Raw genomic sequence first — 17,444 nt, forward strand, 5'->3', positions numbered from 1 at the left:
AGGCGAAAGGCAGAGCCGACACCCCCCCCCCCCCCCCCCAACACCCCCCCACCCCCCCCCCCCCCCCCCCCCCCCCCCCCCCCCCCCCCCCCCCCCCCGAGCCGCAGAACAGAAAGGGTGCGTGTCGTGACCACCGCCCAGTCCCAGGAGCTCGACGTACAGCCGACGCCCCTCGCCCTGCTGCTCCTCGGCCGTGAGGCCGACCCCCGGAGCGAGCGCGGCGTGGAGTGTCCCGGCGACCTGCCCTCGCCGTCCGACCCGGACCTGGTCGAACGCGCCCGCGCGGCCAAGGAGAAGCTCGGGGACAAGGTCTTCGTGCTCGGTCACCACTACCAGCGCGACGAGGTCATCCAGTTCGCCGACGTCACGGGCGACTCCTTCAAGCTGGCCCGGGACGCCGCCGCGCGTCCGGAGGCCGAGTACATCGTGTTCTGCGGCGTCCACTTCATGGCGGAGTCCGCGGACATCCTGACGTCCGACGACCAGAAGGTGGTCCTGCCGGACCTCGCGGCCGGCTGCTCCATGGCCGACATGGCCACCGCCGAGCAGGTCGCCGAGTGCTGGGACGTGCTGACCGAGGCCGGGGTGGCCGAGCAGGTCGTGCCGGTGTCGTACATGAACTCCTCCGCCGACATCAAGGCCTTCACCGGCAAGCACGGCGGCACGATCTGCACCTCCTCCAACGCCGCGCGGGCCCTGGAGTGGGCCTTCCGGCAGGGCGAGAAGGTCCTCTTCCTGCCCGACCAGCACCTCGGCCGCAACACCGCGGTGCGGGACATGGGGATGTCCCTGGAGGACTGCGTCGTCTACAACCCGCACAAGCCGAACGGCGGGCTGACCGCGGACGAGCTGCGCGCCGCGAAGATGATCCTGTGGCGCGGCCACTGCTCGGTGCACGGCCGGTTCAACCTCGACTCGGTCAACGACGTGCGCGAGCGGATACCGGGCGTGAACGTCCTGGTGCACCCCGAGTGCCGGCACGAGGTCGTGGCCGCGGCGGACCACGTCGGGTCGACCGAGTACATCATCAGGACGCTGGAGGCGGCCCCGGCCGGCTCCAAGTGGGCCATCGGCACGGAGCTGAACCTGGTGCGCCGGCTGGCGAACCGTTTCGCTCCCGAGGGCAAGGAGGTCGTGTTCCTCGACAGGACGGTCTGCTTCTGCTCCACCATGAACCGCATCGACCTCCCCCACCTGGTGTGGGCCCTGGAGTCCCTCGCCGAGGGCACCCTGGTCAACCGCATCGAGGTGGACAAGGAGACCGAGGCGTTCGCGAAGCTGGCGCTGGAGCGGATGCTGGCGCTGCCGTGACCGTCCGGCGGACCGGCCCGCCCGGTGCCGCGACCGGCGGCCCGGTCCGCGGCCGTCCATGACGAAGGCCCGCCCGGCACCTCGGTGCCGGGCGGGCCTTCGTCCGTGCGGGGCCGGTCAGACCTGGGCCGGCTTCGGTTCCCGCGACGTCCCCGGCTGTGCGGGACCGTCCTTCTTCAGCGCCTTCTTCTTCGCGCGCCGCTCCTTGCGGAGCTCCAGCATCGCGTAGAGCGTGGGCACCAGCAGCAGGGTGAGCAGCGTCGACGTGAACAGGCCGCCGATCACCACCACGGCCAGCGGCTGGGCGATGAAGCCGCCCTCGCCGGTGATGCCGAGCGCCATCGGGAGCAGGGCGAAGATGGTGGCCAGGGCCGTCATCAGGATCGGCCGCAGACGGTGGCGGCCGCCCTCCAGCACGGCCTCGACCACGCCGTGGCCCTGCGCGCGGTACTGGTTGATCAGGTCGATCAGCACGATCGCGTTGGTCACCACGATGCCGATCAGCATCAGCATGCCGATCATCGCCGGGACGCCCATCGGGGTGCCCGTGACCACCAGCAGGCCGATCGCGCCCGTCGCCGCGAACGGGATGGAGACCAGCAGGATCAGCGGCTGGGCCAGCGAGCGGAAGGTGCCGACCAGCAGCAGGAAGACGATCGCGATCGCCGCCAGCATCGCCAGGCCCAGGTTGCGGAACGCCTCGTCCTGGTCCTCGGACACACCGCCGATCTCCGCCGTCGCGCCGGCCGGCAGCGTCAGCCCGTCGATCTTCGCCTGCAGGGCCGTGCTCACCGCGCCCGTGTTGTCGCCGGTCGGCCTGGCCGTGACGGTGGCCGCGCGCTGACCGTCGATCCGGGTCAGGGACACCGGGCCGTCCACCACCTCGACGGCGGCGATGTCCCCCAGCTTCACCGCGCCCAGGCGCAGGTTCCTCAGCTGCTCCAGGGTGGTGGCCGACTCGGGCGACCGGATGAGGACGTCGCGCTCGACGTCGTCCAGGACCGCCTTGGCGGCCGGGGTGCCGCGCACCGCCTGGGCGACGGCCATGCCGAGGGTCTGGTCGTCGAAACCGGCCGCGGCGGCCTCGGGCCCGGCCTTCACCGAGATGCGGGGCACGCTCTCGGCCAGGTCGCTGGTGACGTCCGTGACGTCGTCCAGGGACGCCACCGCGTCCTGGACCTGGTCGGCCGCCTCGCGCAGCACCTGCGCGTCGGCCGCCTTGACGACCACGCTCAGGTCCTGGCTGCCGAAGCCGTCACCGGCCGCGATGGTGGTCGTGCCGATGCCGTCGAGCGCGGCGAGGCCCTTCTCCAGGTGGTCCTGCACGTCCTCGGAGGACGCGGAGTCCTCCAGCATCACCTGGTACGTCGCCCGGTTGGTGTCCGTGCCGCCGCCGAAGGCCGCCATGAAGCCGGACGAGCCGACCGTCACCTGGTAGTCCTTGACGCCCTCGGTGTCCGCGAGCAGCTCCTCGACCTTCTTCGCCCGGGCGTCGGTCGCGCTCAGGCTGGTGCCGGGCTCCAGCTCCTGGCGGACGGTGAGGACCTGCTGCTCGCCCGGGTCGAAGAAGTTGGTCTTCAGCAGCGGCGCCATGGCGAAGGTGGCGATCAGCACGACGACCGCGATGGCCAGGCTGGCCATCCTGCGCCGGGTGGCGAAGCGCAGGACCGAGAGGTAGAGGCGCTGGAGGCGGCTCTTCGCCTCCTTCTCCTCCGCGATCCGGCGCGCCTCCCCGGCGTCCTCGGGGGTGCCCTTCGGGGCGCGCAGGAACCAGTACGACAGCACCGGGACGACCGTCAGCGACACCAGCAGGGACGCCAGCAGCGCGGCGGTGACGGTGAGGCTGAAGGAGCCGAACAGCTCGCCCACCATGCCGCCGACCAGCCCGATCGGCAGGAAGACGGCGACCGTGGTGAGCGTCGCGGACGTCACCGCGCCGGCGACCTCGCGCACCGCCTTCATGATCGCCGCGTGGCGCTCCTCCCCGTAGCCGAGGTGCCGCTTGATGTTCTCCAGGACCACGATGGAGTCGTCCACGACCCGGCCGATGGCGATGGTCAGACCGCCCAGCGTCAGCATGTTCAGCGACAGGTCGCGCGTCCACAGCACGATGAGGGCGAGGACCACGGACAGCGGGATGGACACCGCGGTGACCAGGGTCGAGCGGACCGACGCCAGGAAGACCAGGATCACCACGACCGCGAAGACCAGACCGAGCGCGCCCTCGGTGGTCAGGCCCTCGATGGCCTGGGACACGGCCGGGCCCTGGTCGCTGACGACGGTGAGCGTGGCACCGGAGCCGAGGTCCTCGCGCAGGTCGGGGAGCATCTCCTGGACGGCCTCGGAGATCGCGACCGCGCTGCCGTCGTGGTCCATGGTCGCCATCACGGCGAGGCTGGGCCTGCCGTTGGTCCGGGTGAGGGAGTCGGCCCGGGCCTCCTGCTGGCGCACCTCGGCGACGTCGCCGAGGCGGACCGGCTCGCCCTTGCCGGGCTCGCCGGCCACCCTCAGGTCCTCTATCTGCCGCAGCGAGGTGAAGCCGCCGCCCACCTGGACGGTGCGGTTGGTGCCGCCCTCGTCCAGGGAACCGGCCGGGACGGTCGCGCCGCCGGCCTGGAGGGCCTGGGCCAGCGCCTGCGGCGTGAGACCGGCCTTCGCCAGCTTCGCGGTGTCGGGGGTGACGGTGACCTGGAGGTCCCGCACGCCGTCCACCACGACCTGGCCGACGCCGTCGACGTCCTCCAGGGCGGGCACCACGGTCCGGTCGAGCTGGTCGGCGAGCGCCTGCTGGTCCTTGTCGGAGGTGACGGCGAGGACCACGGCCGGGAGGTCGTCCGTGGAGCCGGCGACGACCTGGGGGTCCACGCCGTCCGGGAGCTGGGCGCGGGCCCGGTTGACGGCCTGCTGGACGTCGGCGACGAGCTGCTGGGTGTCGTTGTCGTAGTCGAAGGACGCCATGATCACGGCGTTGCCCTCGCTCGCCGTCGAGGTCACACCGGTCAGGCCGTCGACGGCCTTCAGGTTGTTCTCGATGGGCTCGACGACCTGCTTCTCGACCACGTCCGGCGAGGCGCCCTGGTACGGGGCCAGCACGGAGACCATGGGCAGTTCGATGGTGGGCAGCAACTGCTGCTTGAGCTGGGGGATCGCGATCGCCCCGAAGACGAGCGCGATGATCGACATCAGTCCGATCAGCGCCCGTTGCGCAAGGCTGAACCTGGACAGCCAGGACATGGGTGACGGGTCTCTCTTCTGTGAACGTCGGTGAACGGCAGAAGTGCATGGACGGACGCAGTCGGGCGCCCGCTCTACACCCTGGGCCATCGGGGAGGGCCGATCCGTAGCCTTCAGGTCCAAATCCTCGTGCGGCGCCTACTCCCTGCGCAGTACGCCCGCCGGGGCTCAGTCCACCCTCGGACGGACCAGCCCCGACTCGTAGGCGGTCACCACCAGTTGGGCCCTGTCCCGGGCGCCCAGCTTGGCCATGGCCCGGTTGACGTGCGTCTTCACCGTCAGCGGGCTGACCCGGAGGCGTTCGGCGATCTCGTCGTTGGAGTGTCCGCCGGCGACCTGGACCAGCACCTCGCGCTCGCGGACGGTGAGGGACGCGAGGCGTTCGGCGCGGGCCGGGTCGTGCTCGGCCCCGCCGGCCCTGCCCTCCTGGGCGAGGAAGCGGGCGATCAGGCCCTTGGTGGCGGCCGGGGAGAGCAGGGCCTCGCCCCCGGCGGCGATCCGGATGGCGTTCAGCAGTTCGTCGGGCTCGGAGCCCTTGCCGAGGAAGCCGGAGGCGCCGGCGCGCAGGGACTGCACCACGTAGTCGTCGACCTCGAAGGTCGTCAGGATCACCACCCGGACCGCGGCGAGCGCGGGATCCGCGCTGATCGTGCGGGTGGCGGCGAGCCCGTCGGTGCCGGGCATCCGGATGTCCATCAGGACGACGTCGGCCCGCTGCTCGCGGGCCAGCCGGACCGCCTCCGCGCCGTCGGACGCCTCGCCCACCACCTCCATGTCCGGCTCGGAGTCGACGAGCACCCGGAAGGCACTGCGCAGCAGGGCCTGGTCGTCGGCGAGCAGGACGCGGATCGTCATACGGGCTCCCCCGGTGCGCTGGTCACAGGCCGTCCTGGACGGACGGACGGGTCTCGACGGGCAGGATCGCATGGACGCGGAAACCGCCCCCGTAGCGGGGACCGGTGGTGAGGGTGCCGCGCAGGGCGGTGACGCGCTCGCGCATGCCGAGCAGTCCGTGCCCGCCGCCGTGCCCGCCGCCGGGAGCACGGCCCCGGCCGTCGCCGGCGCCGTCGTCGAGGACGGTGATCTCGATGCGGGGTCCCACCCGGACGACGCTGACCTCCGCCTTCGCGCCCTCACCGGCGTGCTTGCGCACGTTGGTGAGGGCCTCCTGGACGATCCGGTAGGCGGCCAGGTCGACGGCGGCGGGGAGGACGGCGCCCCGGTCGGCCCGGGCGACCTCGACGCGCAGCCCGGCGCTGCGGAAGGTGCCGGCGAGTTCCTCGAGGCGGTCCAGGCCGGGCGCCGGTTCGGTGGGCGCCTCGGGGTCGCCGGACTGGCGCAGCAGGCCGACGGTGGCGCGCAGCTCGCCCAGCGCGGAGCGGCTGGCCTCGCGGACGTGGGCCAGCGCCTCCTTGGCCTGGTCGGGCCGTTTGTCCATGACGTGGGCGGCGACCCCGGCCTGGACGTTGACCAGGGCGATGTGGTGGGCGACCACGTCGTGCAGGTCGCGGGCGATGCGCAGCCGCTCCTCGGCGACGCGGCGGCGGGCCTCCTCCTCACGGGTGCGTTCGGCCCGTTCGGCGCGTTCGCGGATGGCCCGGACGAAGGCGCGGCGGCTGCGGACGGCGTCCCCGGCGGTGGCGCCGATGCCGGTCCAGGCGAGGATCGCCAGGTTCTCCTGGGCGTACCAGGGCAACGAGCCGGCGGTCATGGCGGTGCCGGTGAGCACCGCCGTGGTGAGCAGGCCGACTCGCCAGGTGGTGGGACGGTCGGTGGTGGAGGCCACGGTGTAGAGCGCGACCACGGCGCACATGGCGACCGGGGCGCGGGGATCGCCGGTGACGGACTCCACCACGCAGACCCCGCCGGCCAGGGCGAGGACCGTGCGCGGGGCGCGCCTGCGGAAGACGAGCGCGGCGGCGCCCAGGGCCATGAGGACCAGGCTGAGCGGGTCGGGGGTGCGCAGCCCCCAGGTGACGCCGTCCGGGCCGTGCGGGTCCACGAAGGACCCGGCCACCATGCACGCCAGGACGCCCGCGGCCAGGGCCGCGTCCAGGGCACGGGGGTGGGCCCGCAGCCGGTACCGGGCGCGCGTCAGGGTGCTCACGGCTGTTCACGGTAACCGGGGCGGGCGTACGGGGCCGGTGTCCGGGCGCGTCTGCCGGGGACCGCGCCCCGGGTCCCGCCCCGGACCGGACGGTCCCCGCCCCGGACCGGCCGGCGGGGCGGGGACCGGTCCCCGGGCATCCGTCAGGTGCCCGGGATGAGGCCGTCGTCGCTGAGCAGTTCCCGGACCTCCTCCAGGGTGGCGTCCGGGGACGGGAGGATGAGGTCGGAGGGCTCCAGGGAGTCCTCGGGCAGCGGCTCGCCGAGTTCGTGGACCTTGGCCAGCAGCGCGCGCAGGGTCGCGCGGAAGCCCGGCCCGTCGCCGTTCTCCATCTCGGCGAGCAGTTCCTCGTCCAGCTTGTCCAGCTCGGCGAGCCGGCTCTCCGCCAGCGTCACCTGCCCCTCCCCCATGATCCGTACGATCATGTCGCCCTCCTAGGCATGGACCCGTGTCCCGTCGGTGGTGCCGGTGGCTACTGCTTGTCGAAGCGCGGGGCGTCCTGCGGCTGCTGCTGGGACTGCGCCTGGTCCTGGGTCTGGCCGGTACCGCCCTCGATGGCCTGCTGCCCGCCGGTGGTGCCCCCGGCCAGCTCGGCCTTCATGCGCTGCAGTTCCAGCTCCACGTCCGTGCCGCCGGAGAGCCGGTCCAGCTCGGCCTGGATGTCGTCCTTGTGCATGCCGGAGGGGTCGTCCAGGGCGCCCGAGGCGAGCAGTTCGTCGATCGCGCCGGCCCGCGCCTGGAGCTGGGCCGTCTTGTCCTCGGCCCGCTGGATCGCCAGCCCGACGTCGCCCATCTCCTCGGAGATGCCGGAGAAGGCCTCCCCGATCCGGGTCTGCGCCTGGGCGGCGGTGTAGGTGGCCTTGATGGTCTCCTTCTTCGTCCGGAAGGCGTCCACCTTGGCCTGGAGCCGCTGGGCCGCGAGGGTGAGCTTCTCCTCCTCGCCCTGGAGCGTCGCGTGCTGCGTCTCCAGGTCGGTCACCTGCTGCTGGAGGGCGGCGCGGCGGGACAGCGCCTCGCGGGCCAGGTCCTCGCGGCCCAGCGCGAGCGCCTTGCGGCCCTGGTCCTCCAGCTTGGAGGACTGGGACTGGAGCTGGTTGAGCTGGAGTTCCAGGCGCTTGCGGCTGGTCGCCACGTCGGCGACACCGCGACGGACCTTCTGGAGCAGCTCCAGCTGCTTCTGGTACGAGTAATCGAGGGTCTCGCGCGGGTCCTCGGCCCGGTCAAGGGCCTTGTTCGCCTTCGCGCGGAAGATCATCCCCATACGCTTCATGACACCGCTCATGGGCTTCGCGCGCCCCCTTCTGACGGACTCCAGCTCACAGATCTGCGACAGAACCCACAGTACGGGCCCTGCTTCCATTACCGCACTGTCCGGGGACGGATGGGCTCATCCCCAAGGACGAGTGACCGCCTTCCCGATCCGGCGTAAGGAGTAGGTGATCCCCGGGGCGGGACGGCCGGTCCGCCCGTGTCGCACCGTGTCCCTCCGCGTCTCCTCCGTGCCTTCCCCGTGTTCCCCGTGGTTCCCTGTCCTCGCCGTCCTGGTCTTCCTGGTCTTCCTGGTCGGCTTCGTCTTCCTTGTCTTCTGGAGACGACCGGTGTTGCCGGATCGTTCCCCCCGGGGCTGGGGTCCAACCCCGGGCACCCCGTACCCTTGGGTTTTGTGTTCCGTAGCCGTGCCAAGGAAGAGAAGGCATCGGTCGCCGGCAAGGCGACGGTGACCGACTCCAAGCAGCCCCGTCATCCGGAGGCCCCCAAGGGCCGCCCCACGCCCAAGCGGAGCGTGGCCCAGTCCCAGCGTCGCAGCGTGGCCAACACGCCCATGACGCGCAAGGAGGCCGCCAAGCGGCAGCGCGAGGAGCGCCGCGCCGCGCTGGAACGCCAGCGCCAGGCCCTGGCCAGCGGCGACGAGCGCTACCTGCCCGCCCGTGACAAGGGGCCGGTGCGCCGGTTCGCGCGCGACTTCGTCGACTCGCGGTTCAACATCGCCGAGTACTTCCTGCCGATGGCCGTGATCATCCTCGTGATGAGCATGATCCAGATCCCGGCCCTGCAGAACGCCGCGCTGCTGCTGTGGCTCGTGGTGATCGTGATGATCGTGCTCGACTCGATCGTCACCGGCTTCCGGCTGAAGAAGCGGCTGACCGAGCGCTTCCCCGACGACAACCGCCGCGGCGCGGTCGCCTACGCGCTGATGCGTTCGCTCCAGATGCGCCGGCTGCGCCTGCCCAAGCCCCAGGTCCAGCGCGGGGAGCGGCCCTGAGCGCCACGCCGTTCGCCGACGGCCCGGCGCGGACCCGGCCGGGCGAGCCCGGCGACCTGCGCGACGTCGTCCGGCAGGAGCTGGTCGCCCGTCAGCTGGAGGAACAACTGGCCGGCTGCTTCCGGGTCGGCCGGCGGCTGCGTGTGCTCGACGTCGGCATGGGCCGGGGCACGCAGGCGCTGCGGCTGGCCCGGGCCGGCCACCAGGTGACCGGCCTGGAACGGGACGCGGCGCTGATCGCCGCCGCGCGGGAGGCCCTGGCCGGGGAGCCGGAGGGCATCCGGGAGCGGATGCGGGTCATCGAGGGCGACGGCAGGGACACCGGGGTGCACTTCCTGCCGGGCAGCTTCGACGTGGTGCTGTGCCACGGCGTGCTCATGCGCGCGCAGGACCCGGACGCGCTGCTCGCGGGGCTGGCCCGGATGCTCGCGCCCGGCGGACTGCTGTCACTGCTGGTGCGCAACGGCGACGCGCCGGCGATGCGGCCGGGGCTCTCCGGCGACTGGGCCGGGGCGCTGGCCCGCTTCGACCCGGCGGCGCACCTCCCCCACTCCCGGACGGACCCGGACGGGGGGACCGCCACCCGGCCGGAACCCGACGTCCGCGCCCACCGGCTGAAGACGCTGACGGCGACGCTCGCGGGGATCGGGGCGCCGCTGCGCGCCTGGTACGGCGTACGGGTCTTCACGGACACGGCAGTCGACGGCGCGGGCGTCCCGGACGACCTGGAGGTCCTCCTCGCGGCCGAGGAACGGGCCGGCCGCACGGACCCCTACCGCGCGGTGGCGGCGCTGCTGCACCTGTGCGGCGTACGGGGCTGAGCCCACCGGACCGTGGGGGGCGGGGACCCGGCCGGCCCCCGCCCCCGGTTCACGCCTCCTCGGCGCGCAGGCTCATCGGCCCGTAGATCTCCGTGGTGTCCTCCAGCAGCCGCACCTGGTCGGCGCCGCCCTCCAGCAGGGCCTTCCAGTTCTCCCCGATCCAGGACTCGGCGTCCCCCTGCGTGGGGAACTCCTCCGGCGGCACCGCGGGCTCGACCTGCGTCCCGTCGGCCTTCTCGAACCGCCACGTCCATGCCGCCATGTACGCCTCCCAGGGGTGTGAGCACACTGCACAGCAGGAGCCGGCTCCCGGTCCGGCTCCTGCGCAAGAGCCTAGGCCCTCTCGCCGATCTCCCGCCCGCCCCGTGGCGAAAGCGCCCGGCCGGACGCGCAGCCGCCGTGGGGACGGGCGAAAATCGGGTCCGTGGAACTGACTCTGCTCGGCACCGGCGCCCCCGCGGGCCTGCCCCGCCCCGACTGTCCCTGCGCCGCGTGCGCGTCCGCGCTCGGCCCCCACGCGCGGGCGGCGACCTCGCTGCTCGTGGACGGGACGCTGCTGCTGGACCTCCTGCCCGGCGCGACGTCCGCGGCGGCCCGCGCGGGGCGTTCGCTGGGCGGCGTGCGCCAGGTGCTGCTGTCGCACCCGCACGACGGCCCCGCGGTCGAGGTGCCGGCCGGACTGCCGCAGCCCGGACGGGTGCCGGACGGCCGGGAGTTGGCGCTGCTGACGGGGCATCGGGTGCGCGCGGTGGCGCTGGACGCGCCCGGCACCGGGTACGCGGTGACCGGCCCGGACGGCCGGCGGCTGCTGTACCTCCCGCCGGGCGGCGGGCCGGCCGGGCTGGAGGAGCCGGCCGAGCCGTACGCCACGGTGCTGCTGGACGTCGTGGGGCGCCCGGACGCGCTGGCGCGGCTGCGGGCGGTCGGCGCGGTGGGAGCGACCACGGACGTCGTCGCGGTCCACCTGGACCACGACGTGCCGCCGGGCGCGCAGACGCGGCGCCGACTCGCGGCGGCCGGGGCGCGCGCGGTGCCGGACGGGACCGTGCTGGAGGTGGGCGCCCACGAGGACGTGCCCGGCGTGCCGCGGCGGACGCTGGTGCTGGGCGGGGCCCGCTCGGGCAAGTCGGTGGAGGCCGAACGGCGGCTGGAGGCCTTCCCCGAGGTGCTGTACGTGGCGACCGGCGGGACGCGGGGCGGGGACACCGAGTGGGCGGCGCGGGTGTCGGCGCACCGGGAGCGGCGGCCGGGGTCGTGGCGGACCGTGGAGACCTGCGACCTGGTGCCGCTGCTGCGGGACGAGGGGCCGCCGCTGCTCGTGGACTGCCTGTCGCTGTGGCTGACGGACGCGATGGACGCGGTGGGGGCGTGGGACGACGCGGAGTGGGCGGGCGGCGGGGAACGGGCCCTGCGGGACCGGGTGCGGGAGCTGACCGACGCGGTGCGCGGGACCCGGCGGACGGTGGTCGCCGTCTCCAACGAGGTGGGCTCGGGCATCGTGCCCGCCACCGCGTCCGGCCGCCGGTACCGGGACGAACTCGGGCGGCTGAACGCGGCGTTCGCCCAGGAGTGCGAGCAGGTGCTGCTGGTGGTGGCGGGACAGGCGGTCGTCCTGCGGGGATGAGGGACCCGCGGGGCCGGGGCCGGACCCGGCCCGGGCGGGCCGGGCCGCACCGGATCACGTCGGGTGGGGTCAGGCCGGGTCCGGTCGGCGTCCCGCCGGCTTCGGTTTGCGCGCGATGATCCGGTGGGCGTTGGCGAACGGGGTGCGGCGCGCCGCGGGCGCGAGGGCGAGGTCCACCAGCGCCGCGGCGACCACCAGCGGGACGCCCGCGCGCAGCAGGGCCGCGCGCAGGTGCCGCCGGAACGGGGTCGACGGGACGGCGCGCCAGGGGGTGTCCGGGGCGGGCAGGGCGTGGGAGAGGGCCAGGGCGGTCGCGCCGGCGAGGTCGTACGGGACGTGCGCGGCGCGGTGCCCGGCGGCGACGATCTCGCAGCCGCGGGCCGTCAGTTCCGCGCGGAGGTTGCGCGGGGGCAGCAGGTGCAGCCGGCGGGGCTGGTCGTAGGGCAGCCACCAGCGGCCGAGCAGGGCGGCGAACGCGCAGCGCGGGTCCAGGGTCTCGACGAGCAGGTGGCCGCCGGGGCGCAGGGCGTCGAGGGCCGCGTGGAGCTCCGCGCGGGGGTCGGTGGTGTGCTCCAAGTGGTGCAGCAGGCTGACCACGTCGTAGCGGGCGGCCAGCCGGGCCGCGATCCGCGGGTCCGTCAGCGATCCGACGTGGGCCTCCTCGACGCGGCCGAGCGCGCGGGCCCGTTCGACGCGCGCGGTGAGGTCGGTGCCGTCGAAGGAGGTGTACGGGAAGAACTCCCGCGCGGCCTGCGGGAAGCGGGCGAGCCCGGTGCCGACGTCCAGCCAGCTCTCCGGTTCGCCGAAGCGCAGCATCGCGCGGGCGGCACCGCGGTGGCGCCGGGGGGTGGCGTGCAGGGCGAGGACGCGCTCGGTGACGGGGTCCCGGGGGGCGCCGCGCACGACCCGCCGGTGGGAGGCGAGGCCCTCGGCGGTGAGACGGGGGTTCTGGAAGGTGTGGCCGCAGTCCCGGCACGCGTCGACGGTGAACAGGCCCGGCCGGTGCCGGCGCAGGTCGCCGGTGCGCAGCCGGTTGCGCAGCCGCGTGGAGCCGCACCAGGGGCAGTCCCCGCGACGCGGTTCGTGCGCCCGGGTGGAGGAGCGGAGGGCGGGGTCCGCCGCGGCCGGGACGTGCGCGGGGGGCGGGGTGGGCGCGGACATGGGCGGCTCCCGACATGAGGGCATACAGCGTGGCGATCCGCTGCGAAACGTTACGTAGGGGACGGCCCCTCGGGGCGCACCGACGCGGTGGCGGCGCGGTGGTGACGTGGCGGCGGCGCGGCGCGGACGGGGCCCCGGGCGCGGTGGTGACCGGTGCGCCGTCGTGTTCGACCGGGGCCGGTACTGTTCGGCGAATGAGCTCGCTGAATCTCGACGACTTCACCGATCTGATCGAGCGTCCGGACGGCGGGGTGCGCCGTGACGCGGAGGCGCGCCGGGAGCGCCTGGCCGTGCCGCCCGGGTCGCTGGGCCGCCTCGACGACCTGGGTGAGTGGCTGGCCGCGGCGCAGTCCGCGGTGCCGGTGCGGCCGGTCGAGCGGCCGCGGGTGGTGCTCTTCGCCGGGGACCACGGGGTCGCCGGGCTGGGTGTCTCGGCCCGGCCCGCCGGCAGCGCCGTGGAGCTGGTGCGGGAGGTGCTGGAGGGCGGCCGTCCGGTGTCCGTGCTGGCCCGGCGGCTCGGGGTGCCGGTGCGGGTGGTCGACATGGCCCTGGACTGCGATCCCGCGTCGCTGCCGGAGGACGTCGTACGGCACCGGGTGCGGCGCGGCAGCGGGCGCATCGACGTCGAGGACGCGCTGAGCCCCGAGGAGGCCGAGGCGGCGTTCCGGGCCGGGACGGCCGTGGCCGACGAGGAGGCCGACTCCGGCACGGACCTGGTGGTGCTCGGCGACGTGAGCGTGGGCGGGACCACCGCGGCGGGTGTGCTGGTGGCCGCGCTGTGCGGGACGGACGCGTCCGTGGTGACCGGGCGCGGCGGGCTGGCGATCGACGACCTGGCGTGGATGCGCAAGTGCGCGGCGATCCGCGACGCGCTGCGCCGGGCGCGGCCCGTGCTGGGCGACCAGCTGCGGCTGCTGGCGACGGTGGGCGGCGCCGACCTCACCGCGATGACGGGCTTCCTGCTCCAGGCCGCGGTGCGCAAGCTGCCGGTCCTGCTCGACGGGGTGGTCGCGTCGGCGTGCGCGCTGGTGGGCCAGCGGGTGGCGTTCCGGGCCCCGGACTGGTGGCTCGCCGCGCACGACAGCGGTGAGCCGGCCCAGGCGAAGGCGCTGGACCGGATGGCCCTCGAACCCCTCCTCACCCACGGCGTCACCGTCGGCGAGGGCACCGGCGGCCTGCTGGCCCTGCCCCTGGTCCAGGCGGCCGCCGCCCTGGCCGCGGAGCTCCCGGAGCGCCCGGAGGAGACGGAGCGGCAGCCGGCCGCGGACGCCGGACCGGGCGCGGAAGCGGAGCAGGGGCGGGAAACGGAACCGGAGCAGGGGCGGGAAGCGGGACGGGAGCGGTAGGGCCGGGGCCCCGGCGCGTCCGCGGCGGCCGGTTCAGCGGTGTTCGAGGGAGCGCGGCGGAGCCGGGTCCGGCTTGCCGCCGATCCAGTCCTGGACGGCGCGGCGGGGGCCGGACCAGCGGCGGTCGTGGTGGTAGGCGCGCAGGACGGCCCTGGCCCGCGCGCGGGGCCGGCGCCGGTAGAAGCGCCGGGCCCACGGGGAGTCGGGGCGGGCCAGGCGCAGGGCCCCGACGAGGGCGACGACGGGCACGATCACCCCGAACAGCGCGGTCCGCGCCTTGCCCTTGCTCAGCGCGATCAGCGCGAGGAGGAAGTTCGCGCCGACGCTCGCGGCGGCGCCCGCGCGGTTCTGGAGCTCCTGCGGGGAGAGGTCGTTGACGCCGAACGGCGCGAAGCCGGCCAGCAGCAGGCCGACCAGGGCGGCGGTGAGGACGACCATCTCCACGCTCTTGCGGCCGGCCTCGGTCCAGTAGACGTCGTCGAGGTGCAGGATCAGGGCGAACTCGTCCAGGACGAGGCCCGCGCCGACGCCGAAGAGGACCGCGCTGAGCGCCGAGCCGGCACCGCGTCCGTCGCTCGCGACCGCGCCGAAGCCCCCGGTGATCGTGAGGATGACGCCGGGCACCACGTGGTGGACGTGGACGCCGCCGGCCCGGATGTTGCCGAAGGGTCCCCTGCCGGCCCGGATCAGGCGGGTGACGACCCGGGTGATCACGAAGGTGAGGACGAAGGCGGCGAGGGCGAGGAGCAGCGGCACCTTGCCCGGCTCGACGATGTTCCGCTCCAGCCACTGTCCCATATGGGCACTTTATCCGCGGTCGCCGACGGCGCCCCGGCGACCGCCGGGTAATCTGCGCCGGTGCCCGCACCCTCCCCCGCCGCGTCCCCGGCCGACGGCCTCCGCTTCGCCTTCGGCACCCTCACCGTGCTCCCGGTCCGGGTGACCCGCTGGGACCGCCCGGCCGCGCGCGCCGGGATGCTGTGCGCCCCGCTGGCCGGCCTGGCGGTCGGCGTCGCGGCGGCCGCCGCCGGACTGCTGCTGCTGTCCCTCGGCGCGGGCGCGCCGCTCGCCGCCGTCGCCACGGTCGCCGTACCGGCCGCCCTGACCCGGGGACTGCACCTCGACGGGCTCGCCGACACCGCGGACGGGCTCGGCAGCGCCAGGCCCGCCGAGGACGCGCTGCGGATCATGAAGCAGTCGGACATCGGGCCGTTCGGGGTGCTCACGCTCGTCCTGGTGCTGCTGGCCCAGGCGGCCGCGCTGGCGCAGGCGTACGGCGGTTCCTGGGCCCGGGGCGCGCTCGCCGCCGTCGTCTCGGCGGTCGCGGCCCGGCTGGCCCTCACCCTGGCCGCCCGCGCGGGAGTGCCGCCCGCCCGGCCGGAGGGGCTGGGCGCGGCGGTCGCGGGGGCGGTGCCGGCGGCGGGCGCGCTGCCGGTGGCCCTCGCGGTGACCGGAGCGGCCGCGGCCGGGGGCGCGTTCCTCGGGGCGGGCGACGCCGTGCGCGCCGTCCTCGCGGTGGTCCTGGCCGTCTTCGCCGCCGAGCTCCTGCTGCGGCGCTGCGTCCGCCGCTTCGGCGGGGTCACCGGTGACGTGTTCGGCGGGCTCGCGGAGACGGCGGCGACGACCGCGCTGGTCGTCGTGTCACTGGGCTGAGCCGGCCCGCCCGCGGGGCGGCGGGCGCGGGGGCGGGCGCGCGGAGCACGGCCGCCGGGTCACCGGGAGGCGGACGCCCGCAGGCATGAGCGCGCGCACATACGCGCGTAGTCTCGTCCCGAGTGTTCGCCGTACCGGGAAGGACCCGCCGAAACCGCACCCGCGCGTCGCGACTAGGGTCGGCTGCCGGGCCCGGTCGACCCACACCGTTCGGCCACCGCAACTTCACATCGGAAGCGAGAATTCACCACCGTGACTGCTCTCACTCTCAGCACCGCCGCGGCGCCCGGCCTGCGGGCCGACGCGATCGTGATCGGTGTCGCCAAGGGCGCTGCCTCCGGGTCCGGGAGCCCGGTCGTCGCGCCGGGCGCCGAGGCCCTGGACAAGGCGTACGACGGCGGGCTCGCCGGCGTCCTGGAGACCCTCGGCGCGTCCGGCGCCGAGGGCGAGGTGACGAAGCTGCCCGCACCGGCCGGCTTCAAGACACCGCTCGTGGTGGCGGTGGGCCTGGGCGACCTGCCCGAGAAGGACGCCGCCCACGACACCGAGACGCTGCGCAGGGCCGCCGGCGTCGCCGCCCGCGCCCTCGCCGGGTCGAAGAAGGCCGCGTTCGCCCTGCCGCTGGCCGACGCCGGCGCCGCCGGCGCGGTCGGCGAGGGCGTGCTGCTCGGCGCCTACTCCTTCGACGCCTACAAGGGCGACGGCAACGGCGCCAAGGGCGGGAAGAACGGCAAGGCGCCGCTGGGCGAGGCCGTGCTGCTCGGCGGCAAGCCCCGCGACAAGGCGTACAAGGCCGCGCTCGAGCGGGCCGTCGCCGTCGCCGAGGAGCTCAACCGCGCCCGCGACCTGGTCAACACCCCGCCGAACGACCTCAACCCCGAGGCGTTCGCGGCCGTCGCCCAGGCGGCGGCCAAGGAGCACGGCATCAAGGTGCAGGTGCTCGACGAGAAGGCCCTGGCCAAGGGCGGCTACGGCGGCATCCTCGGCGTCGGCGCCGGCTCGGCCTCGGGCCCGCGCCTGGTGAAGCTGTCGTACACCTCGTCCAAGGCGAAGCGGCACCTCGCCTTCGTCGGCAAGGGCATCACCTACGACTCGGGCGGCATCTCGCTGAAGCCGGCCGGGCACAACGAGACGATGAAGTGCGACATGAGCGGTGCCGCCGCCGTGTTCGCCGCGGTCGTCGCCGCCGCCCGTCTCGGCCTGGAGGTCAACGTCACCGGCTGGCTGGCGCTGGCCGAGAACATGCCCTCCGGTTCCGCCACCCGCCCGGGCGACGTGCTGCGCATGTACAGCGGCAAGACCGTGGAGGTGCTCAACACCGACGCCGAGGGCCGCCTCGTCCTCGCCGACGCGCTGTGGGCCGCCTCCCAGGAGAAGCCGGACGCGATCGTGGACGTCGCGACCCTGACCGGCGCGATGATGCTGGCGCTGGGCAGCCGCACGTTCGGGATCATGGCGAACGACGACGCGTTCCGCTCCGCGGTGCACGAGGCCGCCGAGCAGGTCGGCGAGCCGTCGTGGCCGATGCCGCTGCCGGAGCACCTGCGCAAGGGGATGGACTCGGCCACGGCCGACATCGCCAACATGGGCGAGCGGATGGGCGGCGGGCTCGTCGCCGGCCTGTTCCTGCGCGAGTTCGTCGGCGAGGGCATCACCTGGGCGCACCTGGACATCGCCGGCCCCGCCTTCAACGAGGGCGGGCCCTTCGGCTACACGCCCAAGGGCGGTACGGGCTCGGCGGTCCGCACCCTGGTCCGCCTCGCCGAGCTGGCCTCGGCCGGCGAACTGGGCTGAGCCCCGGTGTCGGGGCCTCGCACGCGGGTAGGCGAGGCCCCGTCGTCCCCCACGGCCGCGTTCCCGAGGGAACGTGGGGTGTCTCACACCCCGGCCCCGCGTCTCGTACGGAGCCGACAAGTGCGAAGAT

General features: G+C 74.8%; 15 protein-coding genes. 7 read left to right on the forward strand and 8 right to left on the reverse strand.

The genetic code is table 11. The features are described from left to right. Positions 1-126 precede the first annotated feature (126 nt). Positions 127-1,311, forward strand: a complete 1,185-nt coding sequence (gene nadA, locus ACZ56B_RS05735) for a quinolinate synthase NadA (RefSeq protein ID WP_468786617.1) — start codon at positions 127-129, stop codon at positions 1,309-1,311. Positions 1,312-1,428: 117 nt separating this feature from the next. Here nadA and ACZ56B_RS05740 read toward each other — a convergent pair whose 3' ends face one another. The 5 genes from ACZ56B_RS05740 to ACZ56B_RS05760 form a co-directional block, all read right to left on the reverse strand. Then, entirely contained in the window at positions 1,429-4,545 is a 3,117-nt protein-coding gene (locus tag ACZ56B_RS05740; protein WP_468786619.1) for an efflux RND transporter permease subunit, read from the reverse strand. A 168-nt stretch (positions 4,546-4,713) separates the two neighbouring features. Then, the gene (locus ACZ56B_RS05745; protein ID WP_468786621.1) at positions 4,714-5,400 is read right to left on the reverse strand and encodes a response regulator; all 687 of its coding nucleotides are present in this window, start codon (positions 5,398-5,400) and stop codon (positions 4,714-4,716) included. A gap of 22 nt (positions 5,401-5,422) precedes the next feature. Then, positions 5,423-6,652, reverse strand: a complete 1,230-nt coding sequence (locus ACZ56B_RS05750; RefSeq protein WP_468786623.1) for a sensor histidine kinase — start codon at positions 6,650-6,652, stop codon at positions 5,423-5,425. A gap of 143 nt (positions 6,653-6,795) precedes the next feature. Then, the gene (gene pspAA / locus ACZ56B_RS05755) at positions 6,796-7,077 is read right to left on the reverse strand and encodes a PspA-associated protein PspAA (RefSeq protein WP_468786625.1); all 282 of its coding nucleotides are present in this window, start codon (positions 7,075-7,077) and stop codon (positions 6,796-6,798) included. Between the two features lie 47 nt (positions 7,078-7,124). After that, positions 7,125-7,922: a PspA/IM30 family protein gene (locus tag ACZ56B_RS05760; protein ID WP_468786627.1), complete on the reverse strand. Its 798-nt coding sequence runs from the start codon at positions 7,920-7,922 to the stop codon at positions 7,125-7,127. Between the two features lie 315 nt (positions 7,923-8,237). Between ACZ56B_RS05760 and ACZ56B_RS05765 the strand changes: the two genes are divergently transcribed. Together ACZ56B_RS05765 and ACZ56B_RS05770 are read left to right on the forward strand one after the other, a co-directional pair. Beyond that, complete coding sequence (locus ACZ56B_RS05765) at positions 8,238-8,915, forward strand: DUF3043 domain-containing protein (RefSeq protein WP_468786768.1); 678 nt, start codon at positions 8,238-8,240, stop codon at positions 8,913-8,915. 80 nt (positions 8,916-8,995) lie between these two features. Beyond that, a complete protein-coding gene (locus ACZ56B_RS05770) occupies positions 8,996-9,736 on the forward strand; it encodes a class I SAM-dependent methyltransferase (protein ID WP_468786770.1) in 741 nt (246 codons plus the stop codon). A gap of 49 nt (positions 9,737-9,785) precedes the next feature. Here ACZ56B_RS05770 and ACZ56B_RS05775 read toward each other — a convergent pair whose 3' ends face one another. Beyond that, complete coding sequence (locus ACZ56B_RS05775) at positions 9,786-9,998, reverse strand: hypothetical protein (RefSeq protein WP_309060429.1); 213 nt, start codon at positions 9,996-9,998, stop codon at positions 9,786-9,788. A gap of 162 nt (positions 9,999-10,160) precedes the next feature. On the opposite strand from ACZ56B_RS05775, the gene ACZ56B_RS05780 reads away from it, so the two are divergent. Continuing rightward, positions 10,161-11,360: a bifunctional adenosylcobinamide kinase/adenosylcobinamide-phosphate guanylyltransferase gene (locus ACZ56B_RS05780; RefSeq protein WP_468786629.1), complete on the forward strand. Its 1,200-nt coding sequence runs from the start codon at positions 10,161-10,163 to the stop codon at positions 11,358-11,360. Positions 11,361-11,429: 69 nt separating this feature from the next. Here ACZ56B_RS05780 and ACZ56B_RS05785 read toward each other — a convergent pair whose 3' ends face one another. Further along, on the reverse strand, positions 11,430-12,521 hold the full coding sequence (locus ACZ56B_RS05785) for a class I SAM-dependent methyltransferase (protein ID WP_468786631.1): 1,092 nt from the start codon (positions 12,519-12,521) through the stop codon (positions 11,430-11,432). 194 nt (positions 12,522-12,715) lie between these two features. Between ACZ56B_RS05785 and cobT the strand changes: the two genes are divergently transcribed. Further along, positions 12,716-13,867, forward strand: a complete 1,152-nt coding sequence (cobT, locus tag ACZ56B_RS05790) for a nicotinate-nucleotide--dimethylbenzimidazole phosphoribosyltransferase (RefSeq protein ID WP_468786633.1) — start codon at positions 12,716-12,718, stop codon at positions 13,865-13,867. Positions 13,868-13,900: 33 nt separating this feature from the next. Here the strand turns inward: cobT and ACZ56B_RS05795 are convergent, their stop codons facing one another. Beyond that, complete coding sequence (locus ACZ56B_RS05795) at positions 13,901-14,665, reverse strand: hypothetical protein (protein WP_468786635.1); 765 nt, start codon at positions 14,663-14,665, stop codon at positions 13,901-13,903. A 60-nt stretch (positions 14,666-14,725) separates the two neighbouring features. Between ACZ56B_RS05795 and ACZ56B_RS05800 the strand changes: the two genes are divergently transcribed. Together ACZ56B_RS05800 and ACZ56B_RS05805 are read left to right on the forward strand one after the other, a co-directional pair. After that, positions 14,726-15,520 (forward strand): adenosylcobinamide-GDP ribazoletransferase, encoded by a 795-nt coding sequence (locus ACZ56B_RS05800; RefSeq protein ID WP_468786637.1) that lies wholly within the window; start codon positions 14,726-14,728, stop codon positions 15,518-15,520. 252 nt (positions 15,521-15,772) lie between these two features. Beyond that, positions 15,773-17,314: a leucyl aminopeptidase gene (locus tag ACZ56B_RS05805; RefSeq protein ID WP_468786639.1), complete on the forward strand. Its 1,542-nt coding sequence runs from the start codon at positions 15,773-15,775 to the stop codon at positions 17,312-17,314. The last annotated feature ends 130 nt before the right edge of the window (positions 17,315-17,444 follow it).

The organism is Streptomyces sp. NPDC034670 (genome assembly GCF_055574875.1).

Coding starts and splice junctions, on each gene's coding strand:
- ACZ56B_RS05740 (WP_468786619.1), bottom strand. CDS start 4,545: ATGTCCTGGCTGTCCAGGTTCAGCCTTGCGCAACGGGCGCTGATCGGA.
- ACZ56B_RS05745 (WP_468786621.1), bottom strand. CDS start 5,400: ATGACGATCCGCGTCCTGCTCGCCGACGACCAGGCCCTGCTGCGCAGT.
- pspAA (WP_468786625.1), bottom strand. CDS start 7,077: ATGATCGTACGGATCATGGGGGAGGGGCAGGTGACGCTGGCGGAGAGC.
- ACZ56B_RS05760 (WP_468786627.1), bottom strand. CDS start 7,922: ATGAAGCGTATGGGGATGATCTTCCGCGCGAAGGCGAACAAGGCCCTT.
- ACZ56B_RS05775 (WP_309060429.1), bottom strand. CDS start 9,998: ATGGCGGCATGGACGTGGCGGTTCGAGAAGGCCGACGGGACGCAGGTC.
- ACZ56B_RS05785 (WP_468786631.1), bottom strand. CDS start 12,521: ATGTCCGCGCCCACCCCGCCCCCCGCGCACGTCCCGGCCGCGGCGGAC.
- cobT (WP_468786633.1), top strand. CDS start 12,716: ATGAGCTCGCTGAATCTCGACGACTTCACCGATCTGATCGAGCGTCCG.
- ACZ56B_RS05795 (WP_468786635.1), bottom strand. CDS start 14,665: ATGGGACAGTGGCTGGAGCGGAACATCGTCGAGCCGGGCAAGGTGCCG.